This is a genomic window from Corallococcus sp. AB049A, from assembly GCF_003668885.1.
Classification (GTDB): domain Bacteria; phylum Myxococcota; class Myxococcia; order Myxococcales; family Myxococcaceae; genus Corallococcus; species Corallococcus interemptor.
The window spans coordinates 1-12,981 of sequence record NZ_RAWL01000246.1; the positions used below are offsets into that span (position 1 = coordinate 1).

Here is a 12,981-nt window from a genome sequence, read left to right on the forward strand (position 1 = left end):
GGCCTGGAACCTCCACCGCCGCGAAAGGCACGGCCGCGAAGCCCCGCGTCAGCATGAGGAGCAGCTCCGACGCCCACGCACCCGCCCAGAGCACCGGCGTCGCCACGACAGGAGCGACGACGAAGAGGGCCGCGCCGCCCGCGGCGAGCCCCGTGAGCACGCCACACAGGGGCAGGGCGACGATGTTGGACACGAGCCCCGCCAGACTCACCCGGCCGAACGCCGCCGCCACCACGGGCAGCCCCACGAGCGTCGCCGCGCCGCTCGCGCACAGCGTCTGCGCCACGGTCTCCCGGGCCTGCGCGGCCCACCGCTTCAGCCGCCGGGGCTCGGAAGGATCGGGCGGTGCCAGGGGCAGGGCCTCGCGAAGCGCGGGCGACAGCAGCACCAGACCCAGCACCGCGAGGAATGACAACCGGAGCGACAGGTCCACGACGCTGGAAGGCGTCCACGCCACCAGCACCAGCGCCGCGAGCGACAGGCCATTGAGCCCGTCCGCGCGCCGCCACAACGACAGCCCCAGCAGCACCGCAGTGGCCATCACCGCCGAGCGCACCGCGGGCGCCTGGTTGCCCGTGAAGAGCACGTAGGCCCAGACAAAGGGCACCGCCGCCGGAGCCGCCCATCGCCGAGCCTCCAGCGTCCGCCAACGCCCGCCCATCCGCACCAGCACCCGCCGCAGCAGCGCGAGCGTCATCAGCGCGAGCGCCGCCACGTGCAGCCCGCTGACGCTGAGCACATGCGCGAGCCCCGCCCGTGAGAACGCGTCTTCCCATGCGGCGTCCAGGTCCGCCCGCTGACCGGCGGCCAGCGTGAGGAACAGCGCCGCCGCGTCCGGAGAAGGCGCGACCTCCTGTACCGCGACCGTCAGCCGTCCCCGCACGTCCTCCAGCGCCAGCCGCCACGAAGGGGGAGGGGAGAGCGCCAGCACCCGGCCCGGGACGAAGCCGCCCGTGAAGGCCACGCCCTGCCGCCGCCGCGCCGAGGCGAAGTCCCGCTCGCCCGGGTTCGAAGGAGGCGCATCCGGCACGAGCCGCGCCTCCACCCGCACGCGCTGCCCGGGGTGCAATTCCAGACCTTCACCCCGCCCCGAAAGGCTGACACGGAAGCGGGCATCCACCGCAGGCTCTGTCTTCAGCCCCGCGCGGGCCACCGCGAGCCGCAGGCGCGTGGCGCCATCGAAGCGGTCCACGCGCTCCAGCTCGCCCTCAAGGACCGCGCTGCCGCCGTCTCGCAATGAGGGAGGGAGGTCGACCCGGGCCTCCAGAGAGGAGAGCCCCGCGCCCGTGAGGGCCAGCGCGCCGAGCACCGCGAGGTGCGCACCAGGCAGGGGGCCGAGCGCCATGCCCAGCCCTCCCAGGCAAAGCGCGCAGAGGAGAAATACCCCGCCGAAGCTCTCTGTTCCGGTTGGCCAAAGGGCGCCGAGCAAGAGGCTCAGCGCTGGAAAGAACAACGGACGCGTACCCAGGTCGCGCCACACAAAACGAACCAACACCCACCCCCACCCACCGCCCTGTCCGTCCTGCGGCGCTCACACACCGAGCGACACCGCACACAAAACCGGACACCGTAGTGCGGCTGTCATCAGGTGGTCAAGGCGATTTCGTTGTCCTTGGATGTGGTTTGTGGTAGTAGTGGCTGGCGTGAAGGCCGGGGTCGAAGCTTTCTCCAAGGAGGCAGTTAGTGCAGACCAGCTTCAAGACTGGTGACAAGGCGGTTTATCCGGGCCAGGGCGTCGGTGAGGTGATGGGCATCGAGCACACCGAGGTCGCCGGGCAGCGCCAGTCGTTCTACGTCCTGCGCATCCTGGAGAACGGGATGCGGATCATGATCCCGATCAACAAGGTCGGTTCGGTCGGCCTCCGGGAGATCATCAGCGAGGAGGACGTCAAGCAGGTCTATTCCATCCTCCGCGAGAAGGACATCTCGGTCGATTCCACCACGTGGAACCGCCGGTACCGCGAGTACATGGAGAAGATCAAGACGGGCTCCGTCTTCGAAATCGCGGAAGTGCTCCGCGACCTGTACCTGCTCAAGGGCGACAAGGACCTGTCCTTCGGTGAGCGCAAGATGCTGGACACGGCGCGCTCGCTGCTGATCAAGGAGCTGTCGCTGGCCAAGGACTGCTCCGAGGAAGAGGTCGAGTCCGACCTGAAGAAGATCTTCAACCTCGCCTGAGCTCCCTGTGAGACGCGAAGGCCTCCAAGGTCCTCGCGTTCGCACCCCGCGCCCCGGGTTCCCTCGATGGAATCTGGGGCGTCGTGTTTCTGGAGTCCGGGCACCAGGGGAATCAGCGCGCCTGCGCTTCGAGCGCCGCCAGCTGTGAGCGGGCCTCGGCGTTGTCCGCGTCGTACTGGAGGGCCGCCGTAAAGGCCGCGCGGGCGTCCGCGAAGCGCTGGGCGTGGACGGCGTCCTGTCCCGTGCGCACGTAGAGCCCGGCGAGCTGGCGTCGCAGGCTGGTGCCCTGGCGGCTCCAGCCCTGGGAAATCTCCTGGTCCGCCCGCACGGCCGCACCCAGCGCATCCAGCGCCCGGGGGCGGTCCTTCTCGGCCAGGGCGCTCCGGGCGGCGGACTCGGCGGTCTGGAAGCGGGTGAGCTGCTGGACCAGGAGCGGGAGGTTCGCGCGCCTGGCCTGCGCCAGCGCACCCGAGACGTCACCCGCCTCGTAGCGAGCGAGGATGTCCGCGCGCTGCCCCTCACCCGGAGTCGCCGACTGCACGGCCTTCCGTCCGGACGCAGCGACAACCTCTACCGCGCTCGGAGCCGCGTCCTTCGCCGTTGCCCCCGCGGCGGGGTGCATGCCGCGAGCGATGTCCGAAGCGCTGAGGACCTTCGCCGCTTCGGTGCTCCCGCTCTTGGCGGCCGGCGCAGCCGGGTGCATCCCGCGAGCGACCTCCGAAGCGCTGAGCGCGGGCTCACCCGCACTGGGGGCCGGTTCCGCACGCGCGGCCTTCTCCGCCTCAGCCACATCAGCGCCGGTGGCCTCCTGCGAGGGAGCCGCCGGAGTCCGCGCGGAAGACCGGTCCGCCATCCGCATGGCCATCACGCTGATCAGCGCCGCGACCGCGGAGCCCACCACCGCCGCGCCCACCGCCACGGCGACCCCGTTCAGCGGCCGCTTCCCCGTGCGAGACCGCAGCGGCTCCAACGCCGTCCGGCTCACCGCCGGCCCGGCGCCCGAACCCCGCAGCCGCAGCGTCGCGTTGCCCAGGCTCAGCTCGTCCCCGGGCTTGATCTCCACCTCGCCCTTGATGCGCAGCCGGTTGACGAACGTGCCGTTCTGGCTGCCCAGGTCGCGCACCATGAAGACATTGCCCCGCCGGGTCAGCTGCGCATGGCGCCGGCTGATGGACGCGTGCTGGAGCCGCAGGTCCGACGTGGAAGACCGCCCCAGCGTGATGGAGCCCTGGCGCAAGGGCACGAGCTGCCCGGCCCCCGGCCCGCGCTCCACGTACACGAACGCGGGCGTCAGGCCCGGATCCGAGTACTCCTTCGCCCAGTCATACCGGGGCGTCAGCTCCTTGTCGGACCGGCTGCGCTCACCCGGCCCCCGCCGCTTCGCCTTCCGGGGACCCGCCGGATACTGGGGCACGCGCTGCGGGCGCGGATCATCCGCCTGCAGGGGCGCCACCTCGTCGTCGTCGAACGGGAGCTCCTCCGACGGGTCATCCGACGACGCCTGCTGCCCTGGAGGGCGGGGAGGGCGCGGCGGACGCTTCGGATTCGGCGGAGCCATGCGGCGATTCTCCCTATCCGACGCTTCCAACGCCAAGTGCTGGCCTGTGTGGGACCCGGGATCCTAGAGTGTGTATCGCGTTGCGCAAGTGCCGCGCCCGCCCTGCTCCCAAAGGAGGACCTTCCACCGTGGCCCCCCCATCCATCCGGCTCTTCAACACGATGTCCATGCAGAAGGAGCCGCTGGAGCCGCTCGTGCCCGGCGAAGTGAAGGTCTACGTCTGTGGGCCCACGGTCTACAGCTACATCCATATCGGGAACGCGCGCACCTTCACGTCGTTCGACGTGGTGGTCCGCTACCTGCGCTACCGGGGCTTCAAGGTGACGTACGTGCGCAACTACACGGACGTCGACGACAAGATCATCAAGGCCGCGCACGAGACGGGCGAAGCGCCCGTGGACCTGGCCTCGCGCTTCGTGGAGGCCTTCCGCGAGGACGCCCGCGCGCTGCACCTGCGCGAACCGGACGTGTCCCCGCGCGTGAGCGAGACCATCCCGGAGATCATCTCCATCATCCAGACGCTGGTGGACAAGGGCTACGCGTACGAAGCGAAGGGCGACGTGTACTTCGCCGTCGGCAAGGACGAGGACTACGCGAAGCTGTCCAAGCGCAACCTGGACGACCTGTGCCAGGGCGAGCGCGTGCAGCCGGGTGACCTCAAGCGCGAGCCCCTGGACTTCGCGCTGTGGAAGGCGGCGAAGCCCGGGGAGCCGTCGTGGGACAGCCCCTGGGGCAAGGGCCGCCCGGGCTGGCACATCGAGTGCTCGGCCATGAGCGAGAAGTTCCTGGGCCGCACCTTCGACATCCACGGCGGGGCGTTGGACCTCATCTTCCCCCACCACGAGAACGAGATCGCCCAGAGCGAGTCCGCCACCGGCCAGACGATGGCGAAGTACTGGATGCACTGCGGCTTCCTGGACCTGGAAGGCGCGAAGATGTCCAAGTCGCTGGGCAACGTGGTGCGCCTGCGCGACGCGCTCGCCAAGGTGGACGCGGAGGCCCTGCGCTTCTTCTTCCTCTCCACGCACTACCGCCACCCGCTCAACTTCGGGGAGAAGGCACTCCAGGACGCGGAAGGCCGCATGGAGTACTTCTACGAAACGCTGCGCAAGGTGGACGAGCGCGTGGCGGGCAAGGACTTCGGCAAGGGCCCCCTGCACGGCGACCCCGCGCGCTTCCTCGCGGAGTTCGAGTCCGCCATGGACGACGACTTCAACACCGCGGGCGCGCTGGGCGCGCTGTCCGGCCTCTTCGGCTTCATGAACGAGCTCACGGACAAGCCGCCCGTGAAGGACAAGCCGCTGGTGGGCCGCACGCTCCAGGCGCTGCGCGAGCAGGTGCGTGAGACGTCCCGCGTCCTGGGCGTCTTCGAGGACGACCCGGGCGAGTGGCTCCTGCGCCGCCGCGACCGCGCGGTGCGCGAGCGCGGCATCGACGTGGCGGAGGTGGAGCGCCTGCTCTCCGAGCGGACCGCCGCGCGCGCCGCGAAGGACTTCGCCAAGGCGGACCAGGTGCGAGGCGCCCTCAAGGCCCTGGGCGTGGACATCATGGACACGCCTGCCGGCACCTCCTGGAAGGTGGCGGCGGCAGCCTCCTGAAAACCCGCTGGGGGGCGCCCGTGCGCCCATGCTACGCAATGAGGCCCATGAGGCTCCTCCCAGCGCTGTTCGTCTCGCTGTGTTCGGCGTCCGCGTTCGCCGCGGCCACGCCCACCGTCACGCCGCAGGAGAAGACGGCCGAACAGGCCATCACCGCGGACCTCCTGCGCGCGCACGTGCGCTTCCTCGCGAGCGACCTGCTGGAGGGCCGGGGCCCCGGCACGCGCGGTGACGCGCTGGCGCAGGAGTACATCGCCACGCAGTTCGAGGGCCTGGGCCTCAAGCCCGGCGCGGAGGACGGCGGGTACCTCCAGCGCTTCGACCTGATGGGCATCCACAGCCGGCCGGGCTCCATGACCTTCCAGGCGAAGGCGGGCCGCGTGGAGCTCCAGCCGCGCGAGGACTTCATCGCCGTGTCCGGCGTGCAGGCCCCGGCGGCGAAGCTGGAAGCCTCCGAGCTCGTCTTCGTGGGCTACGGCATCGTCGCGCCGGAGTACCAGTGGGATGACTTCAAGGGCGTGGACCTGAAGGGCAAGACGCTGGTCATCCTCAACAATGATCCGGAGGACGACCCGCGCCTCTTCGCCGGCAAGACGCGCCTCTGGTACGGCCGCTGGGACTACAAATACGAGCAGGCGGCGAAGACGGGCGCGGCGGGCGCCATCATCATCCACACCACGCCCAGCGCGGGCTACCCGTGGCAGGTGGTGCGCACGTCGTGGACGGGCGAGCAGTTCGAGCTGCCCGCCGCAGACGCGCCCCGCCTCCAGGTGAAGGCGTGGACGACCGAGGACGCCACGAAGCAGCTGCTGAAGCTGGCGGGGCAGGACCTGGACACGCTGCGCGCCGCCGCCCAGAAGCGCGACTTCCGCCCCGTACCGCTGGGCGTGACGGTGTCCCTGAACCTCACCAACGAGGTGCGCCGCCGGCCCACGGCGAACGTGCTGGGCCTGCTCCCCGGCAGCGACCCCACGCTGTCGAAGCAGGTGGTGCTCTACAGCGCGCACCATGATCACCTGGGCAAGAAGGACGACGGCAAGCCCGGCGAGGACGTCATCTACAACGGCGCGCTGGACAACGCGGCCGGCGTGGCCGCGATGCTGTCCGTGGCCCGGGCCTTCACCGCGCTGCCCACGCCCCCGCGCCGCTCCATCCTCTTCGCCGCCGTGGCCGCGGAGGAGTACGGCCTGCTGGGCTCCTCGTACCTGGCCAGCCATCCGCCAGTGCCCCCGGGCCGCATCGCCGCGAACATCAACGTGGACGGCGGCAACGTGCTGGGCCGCACGCGGGACATCACCGTCATCGGCCTGGGCAAGTCCTCGCTGGACGGCTTCGTCACCGCGATGGCGAAGACGCAGGGGCGCACGGTGAAGGCGGATCAGCTGTCCGACCGTGGGTTCTTCTACCGCTCGGATCAGTTCAACTTCGCGCGCCAGGGCATCCCGGCCGCCTACTTCGGCAGCGGCATGGACTTCATCGGCCGGCCGGAAGGGTGGGGCAAGGCGCAGCGCGGCCAGTGGGAGGCGAAGCACTACCACCAGCCCTCCGACGAGGTCCGCCCGGAGTGGGATTTGTCCGGCGCCGTGGAGGACACCCGGCTCTTCTTCCTCGTGGGCGCCCAGGTGGCGAAGGCGCAGCAGATGCCCGCGTGGAACAAGGGCGACGAGTTCGAGGCCGCCCGCCTGAAGTCCCTGGAGGCACTGAAGGCCCCGCCCGCGAAGTAGGCGGGCGCCCCGTCCTTTGCCGGACGGACGTGCACGAAGGTTCAGTACACAGGCAGCGGGGATGTTAGATCTGTCCTCCATGCCGGACTTCGAACTCGTCAGTGAGCACAAGCCGCAGGGCGACCAGCCAAGGGCCATCGGGGAGTTGACCGAGGGCCTGCTCCGCGGCGACCGCTACCAGACCCTCCTGGGCGTCACCGGTTCGGGCAAGACGTTCACGATGGCGAACCTCATCGCCAACGTGAAGCGGCCCGCGCTGGTCATCGCGCACAACAAGACGCTGGCGGCGCAGCTGTACGGCGAGTTCAAGGCGCTCTTCCCGAACAACGCCGTCGAGTACTTCGTCTCGTACTACGACTACTACCAGCCCGAGGCCTACGTCCCGTCGACGGACACCTTCATCGAGAAGGACTCGTCCATCAACGACAACATCGAGCGGATGCGCCACTCGGCGACGCACAGCCTGCGCACCCGCAACGACGTCATCATCGTGGCCAGCGTGTCCTGCATCTACGGCCTGGGCGCGGCGCGCAGCTACGTGGACCTGGCCATCCGCGCCACCGTGGGCGAGGACATGGGCCGCGACGGCTTCATGCGCAAGCTGGTGGAGGCCCAGTACGAGCGCAACGACCTGGACTTCCACCGGGGCACCTTCCGCGCCCGCGGCGACACCGTGGAGGTGTTCCCCGCGTACGAAGAGGAGCGCGCCGTGCGCGTCAGCTTCTTCGGCGATGAGGTGGAGCGCATCACCGAGTTCGACCCGCTGCGAGGCCAGACGCTGGGCCAGCTGGAGAAGATCGTCATCTTCCCCGCCAGCCACTACGTCGCCGGAGCGGACGCGCGCCAGAACGCCATGCGCACCATCCGCGAGGAGCTGGCCGAACAGCTCCAGAAGTTCAAGGCGGAGGGCAAGCTGCTGGAGGCGCAGCGGCTGGAGCAGCGCACCATGTTCGACCTGGAGATGATTGAACAGGTCGGCTACTGCAACGGCATCGAGAACTACTCGCGCCACTTCACCGGGCGCGCGCCGGGCGAAGCGGCCCCGTGCCTCATCGACTACTTCCCGCGCGACCTGCTGGTCCTCATCGACGAGAGCCATCAGACCGTCTCCCAGATTGGCGCCATGTACCGGGGCGACCGCGCCCGCAAGGAGACGCTGGTCAACTTCGGCTTCCGCATGCCCAGCGCGCTGGACAACCGGCCGCTGAAGTTCAATGAGTTCGAGGAGATGGTCCCCCAGGTCGTCTTCGTCTCCGCGACCCCCGCTGAGTACGAACTGCAGAAGTCCAAGGGCGTGGTGGTGGAGCAGATCATCCGCCCCACCGGCCTCACCGACCCGGAGGTGGAGACGCGCCCCGCGGGCAACCAGGTGGACGACCTGCTGGAAGAGGTCCGCGTGCGCGTGTCGCGCAACGAGCGCGTGCTGGTGACGACGCTCACCAAGCGCATGGCGGAGGACCTCACCGAGTACTACAGCGACGTGGGCGTGAAGGTCCGCTACCTGCACTCGGACATCGACGCCATCCAGCGCATGGCCATCATCCGCGACCTGCGCCGGGGCGAGTTCGACGTGCTGGTGGGCATCAACCTCTTGCGTGAGGGCCTGGACATCCCCGAGGTGTCGCTGGTGGCCATCCTGGACGCGGACAAGGAAGGCTTCCTGCGCAGCCACGTGTCGCTCATCCAGACCATTGGACGCGCGGCGCGCAACGTGAATGGCCGCGTCATCATGTATTCGGACCAGATGACCGCCTCCATGAAGCGCGCCATGGATGAGACCGCGCGGCGCCGCGAGATCCAGCAGGCGTACAACAAGGAGCACGGCATCACGCCGCGGTCGGTGAAGAGCAACATCACCGACTTCACGGAGAACATCCCGGACTACGACGCGGGCGCGGGCGCGCTGCCCATGGCGGCCGAAGGCGAGAACGACCTGCTGGAGCCCAAGGAGATCCAGCGCCTCATCAAGGAGTTCACCGCCGACATGCTCAAGGCCGCGGACGACATGCAGTTCGAAAAGGCCGCCGAGTTCCGCGACCGCGTCCAGCTGCTCAAGGACATGGACCTGGGCCTGAAGCCCGCCTCGCGTTCGCTCCTGCGCGCGCCGGCCAAGCCCGTGGATCAGCCCGGGACGACGCCGAAGAAGGGGCGGGGACGCGGACGTCCGTCCTCGTCCGGTGGCGGTTCAGCTGTCGGTTCCTCAGGGGCGGCGAAGCCCGCGGCCCGTTCGCGCTCCCGCAAGAACTAGCGAGGCCTGAGCCATGGACATCCGGCTGCAGGAGAAGCTGGACGCGCTGCCCACCGAGCCCGGCGTGTACCTGATGAAGGACAAGCGCGGGACCATCATCTACGTGGGCAAGGCCATCAACCTGCGCAGCCGCGTGCGCAGCTACTTCAACCGCTCCGGAGACACCCGCGTCTTCGTGTCCCTGCTGGACACGATGCTGGGCGACCTGGAGACGGTGCTCGTCCACAACGAGAAGGAAGCGCTGCTCCTTGAGAACGAGCTGATCAAGAAGCACAAGCCGCGCTTCAACGTCCTGCTCAAGGACGACAAGCAGTTCATCTCCCTGCGCCTGGACCGCACCCAGCCGTTCCCCCGGCTGGAGGTGGTGCGCAAGTACGAGAAGGACGGCGCGCGCTACTTCGGCCCGTACTCCAGCGCGGGCGCCATCCGCGAAACGCTGCGCCTCATCAACCGCTTCTTCCAGCTGCGCACCTGCACGGACCACGTGCTCGCCAACCGCAAGCGGCCGTGCCTGCTGTACCAGATCGGACGGTGCCCGGCCCCGTGCGTCCATCCGGTGCCGCCCGAGGAGTACCGCAAGAGCGTGGACGAGGTGGCCATGTTCCTGGAGGGCAAGGCGGGGCAGCTCATCGAAGGGCTGCGCGCGCGGATGAAGCGCGCCTCCATGGAGCTGAAGTTCGAGGAGGCCGCGCGGGTGCGCGACCAGCTGCTTGCCATCGAGCGCAGCCTGGAGCGCCAGAAGGTCGCCACCACGGACTTCAAGGATCAGGACGTGTTCGCCCTGTATCGCGAGGGCGACCGCATCCTGTTCTACGTGCTGCACGTGCGGCAGGGCCGGCTCAACGGCGGCCAGGCCTTCCCCTTCGGCAGCCAGGAGTTCCCGGACGACGAGCTGCTCGCCTCGTTCGTGAACCTCTACTACGACCAGGGCGGCTTCGTTCCGGAAGAGGTCCTGCTGCCCCTGGAGCCCGGCGACGGCACGGAAGGGCTGGAGGCCCTGCTCACGGAGCGCAAGGGCGAGCGCGTGCGCGTCTTCGTCCCCAAGCGCGGGGAGAAGCACGAGCTGGTGAACATGGCGGTGAAGAACGCGGAGCAGGCGTTCATCGAGCGCAAGCGCACCAAGGACGAAACCGACACCGTCCTGTCACGGCTCCAGTCCAAGCTGGGCCTGCGCAACTTCCCCCGCCGCATGGAGTGCTACGACATCTCGCACTTCCAGAGCTCCTCCATCGTCGCGTCGCAGGTGGCCGTGACGGACGGGGAGACGGACAAGTCGCGCTACCGCAAATACAAGATCAAGTCCGTGGAGAAGCAGGACGACTTCGCCAGCATGTACGAGGTCATCACCCGAAGGCTCAAGCGCGGCCTGGAGGAGAACGACCTGCCGGATCTGCTCGTCATCGACGGCGGCAAGGGCCAGCTCGCCAGCGCGCACGCGGCCATGAAGGACCTGGGCGTGGAGGGCGTGGACGTGGTGGGCCTGGCCAAGAGCCGCGACCAGGAGGTCTTCGACCGGGACGCGGAGAGCGCCAGGAGCCCCGAGCGCGTCTTCGTCCTGGGCCGCAAGGACCCCATCGTCCTGCCCCAGAACTCGGCGGAAATGTTCATGCTCACGCGCATGCGGGATGAGGCCCACCGCTTCGCCATCACCTTCCAGGGCAAGTCCATGCGCAAGAGCTCCCTGCGCTCGGCGCTGGAGGACATTCCGGGCGTGGGGGAGGGCCGGCGGAAGATGTTGCTGCGCCACTTCGGTTCTCTCAAGCGGGTGGGCGAGGCCAGCATCGAGGAGCTGACCGAGGTCGTTGGCCCGGCGATGGCCGAGCGCGTCCACGCGGGCCTGCATGGCGACCCCGAGGACGACTCCGAGGACCCCGTGCGCGAGGCGTCCCTGGATGACGCTTCCGAGCCTGTGCACGAAAAAGCGGATGGAGGGTCGCCACCCGGTGCGGCATGATTAAGTTCCGCTTCGGACGCCGGGGGGACTGGCCGCTGGAACCCGCGACGTTCCTAGGGTTTTTCATTGCGACCATGCTCGGCGCTGATTTATAGCGGTTGAAGATCCGAGCACGTTTGAAGAGGACGAGGGACCGACATGAGGCTGTATCCGAAGGTGATCCCGATCATCTCGCGCGAGGCCATTCAGCAGCTCATGCAGGACGGGGACATCGAGGTGGAGCCGATGCGCGTGGCCGACGCCGAGATGGATCTCTCCGCCATCATGCGCGAGTACCTCGCCAACGAAGAGCGTGTGAACCAGGCGACGCGCGAGGCCCTGGAGCGTCGGGGATATGACTACTCCAAGTTCAACCAGGTGAAGCGCGAGATGGCGGACGTGCGCGGCTTCAAGATGGGGGACGAGGGCATCGAGTACGTCATCAACCAGATGATTGAGTTCCTCCTCATCAGCCGGAACGTCGAGGAGGTCTACTCCCCCGACAACGTGCTGCGTCAGAAGATGTTCCAGGGCATGAAGAAGCACCTGGACGTCGACGACGAGATCGACCGGGAGGCCCGCTCGCGGCTGAAGCACCTGCAGGAAGGCACGAGCGCCTTCGACATCGAGTACAACAAGACGGTCGAGCAGATCCGCCGCGCCCGCGGTCTGATTTAGTCCCGGGGCGTGCCACGGCCCGCTCCGCTGCCTACCTTCAACTTCAAGGGAGGCAGCGTCGATGGCGGGTCCAATCACGAGCATCTTGCTGTCCGGTTTCCTGGCGGCGGCGCCAGGGGGCGACAGGTTCACGTTCGAGGGCCGGGAGGCCAGCGCGAGGACCGAGCAGCCGGACGGTTACTTCTTCCAGGGTTCCCTACCGTTCAACGACCTGACCGAGCGCGGCACAGGTCAGGTGTCGATGTCCGTGGAGGACCGGGTCGGCATCCCGAACGCGACGTTCGGCGACAAGGCGCAGCTCTCCGCGAGCCTGCGCGTGGGCGGCACCGAGTACCGCGTGGAGCTGACGCAGGCGGGCTTCCCGCCGGTGCAGGCCATGGCGCGGGCGCCCACCGGGCCGCTTCCTCCGCCGCCCCCGCACCTGATTGAGGGCGGGGTGCTGATGGGGACGCCCATCTACGGTGAGACGGGGCTGGGCTGGCGCGCCACCACGCGCGCGCACGCGGCCATGGCCGTGTGGGGCATTGGCAACGTGTGGCGCAACGGGACGCTGCTGACGGACTCGGCGCTGGTGCACGCGGCGGCCCTGGACGCGGGCACGTTCTCGGATGACGACACGACGCGGCTGTTGCGCGACGCGCGGCCGGGGGACGCGGAGGTGGTGGTGGTGGTGTGGAACCTGCCGCCGCGAGCGGAGCCGCGCGGGTTCATCCAGTTCCTCTTCGACAACGTCGCCATCGACGTGGACGGGACGCGGGTGCCGTCGCTGGCGGTGGTGCCCAACACGGGGGAGCTGCCCGCGTCGCTCGCGGCGCTGACGCCCGTGGCGCCCACTGCGTTCCCGGCGGCGGTGGCGCCGGTGTCCGGGCCGCGCTTCACGCAAGGCGCGCAGGGCACGGGGGGCAGCGGCACGGCGGGCGTGACGCTGGGGGCCAGGACCACCGGCGATACAGGCCTGGCGACCACCACGGGTGCCACGGGTCCGGCGGCCACGGCGGGTGGGAACAACCTGGCGACCACCACGGGCCCCACGGGCCCGGCGGCCACGGCCGGCTCCCCCAGCG

The 12,981-nt window shown here is 69.2% G+C and carries 9 protein-coding genes; 7 read left to right on the forward strand and 2 right to left on the reverse strand.

The genetic code is table 11. The features are described 5' to 3' along the window. A partial coding sequence (locus tag D7X55_RS24380) for a ComEC/Rec2 family competence protein (RefSeq protein ID WP_233610029.1) occupies positions 1 to 1,345 on the reverse strand: 1,345 nt, incomplete at its 3' end. 338 nt (positions 1,346 to 1,683) lie between these two features. On the opposite strand from D7X55_RS24380, the gene D7X55_RS24385 reads away from it, so the two are divergent. After that, positions 1,684 to 2,178 (forward strand): CarD family transcriptional regulator, encoded by a 495-nt coding sequence (locus tag D7X55_RS24385; RefSeq protein WP_014398206.1) that lies wholly within the window; start codon positions 1,684 to 1,686, stop codon positions 2,176 to 2,178. 112 nt (positions 2,179 to 2,290) lie between these two features. On the opposite strand, the gene D7X55_RS24390 is transcribed toward D7X55_RS24385, so the two are convergent. Continuing rightward, complete coding sequence (locus D7X55_RS24390) at positions 2,291 to 3,736, reverse strand: FHA domain-containing protein (protein ID WP_121724336.1); 1,446 nt, start codon at positions 3,734 to 3,736, stop codon at positions 2,291 to 2,293. A gap of 128 nt (positions 3,737 to 3,864) precedes the next feature. Here D7X55_RS24390 and cysS point away from each other — a divergent pair, with 128 nt between their 5' ends. From cysS to D7X55_RS24420, 6 genes are all read left to right on the forward strand, one after another. Next, positions 3,865 to 5,334, forward strand: coding sequence for a cysteine--tRNA ligase (gene cysS / locus D7X55_RS24395; protein WP_121724337.1), 1,470 nt, complete (start codon positions 3,865 to 3,867; stop codon positions 5,332 to 5,334). 47 nt (positions 5,335 to 5,381) lie between these two features. Then, entirely contained in the window at positions 5,382 to 7,058 is a 1,677-nt protein-coding gene (locus D7X55_RS24400; protein WP_121724338.1) for a M28 family metallopeptidase, read from the forward strand. 79 nt (positions 7,059 to 7,137) lie between these two features. Next, on the forward strand, positions 7,138 to 9,306 hold the full coding sequence (uvrB, locus tag D7X55_RS24405) for an excinuclease ABC subunit UvrB (protein WP_199747114.1): 2,169 nt from the start codon (positions 7,138 to 7,140) through the stop codon (positions 9,304 to 9,306). Positions 9,307 to 9,319: 13 nt separating this feature from the next. Then, complete coding sequence (gene uvrC, locus D7X55_RS24410; RefSeq protein ID WP_120546793.1) at positions 9,320 to 11,260, forward strand: excinuclease ABC subunit UvrC; 1,941 nt, start codon at positions 9,320 to 9,322, stop codon at positions 11,258 to 11,260. Positions 11,261 to 11,398: 138 nt separating this feature from the next. Further along, positions 11,399 to 11,917: a DUF507 family protein gene (locus D7X55_RS24415; RefSeq protein ID WP_014398200.1), complete on the forward strand. Its 519-nt coding sequence runs from the start codon at positions 11,399 to 11,401 to the stop codon at positions 11,915 to 11,917. Between the two features lie 61 nt (positions 11,918 to 11,978). After that, a partial coding sequence (locus D7X55_RS24420) for a hypothetical protein (RefSeq protein ID WP_199747112.1) occupies positions 11,979 to 12,981 on the forward strand: 1,003 nt, incomplete at its 3' end.

What these genes read in the sequence shown, in the direction of transcription:
- D7X55_RS24390 (WP_121724336.1), bottom strand. Translation starts at nt 3,736, where the DNA reads ATGGCTCCGCCGAATCCGAAGCGTCCGCCGCGCCCTCCCCGCCCTCCA.
- D7X55_RS24400 (WP_121724338.1), top strand. Translation starts at nt 5,382, where the DNA reads ATGAGGCTCCTCCCAGCGCTGTTCGTCTCGCTGTGTTCGGCGTCCGCG.
- uvrB (WP_199747114.1), top strand. Translation starts at nt 7,138, where the DNA reads ATGCCGGACTTCGAACTCGTCAGTGAGCACAAGCCGCAGGGCGACCAG.
- uvrC (WP_120546793.1), top strand. Translation starts at nt 9,320, where the DNA reads ATGGACATCCGGCTGCAGGAGAAGCTGGACGCGCTGCCCACCGAGCCC.
- D7X55_RS24415 (WP_014398200.1), top strand. Translation starts at nt 11,399, where the DNA reads ATGAGGCTGTATCCGAAGGTGATCCCGATCATCTCGCGCGAGGCCATT.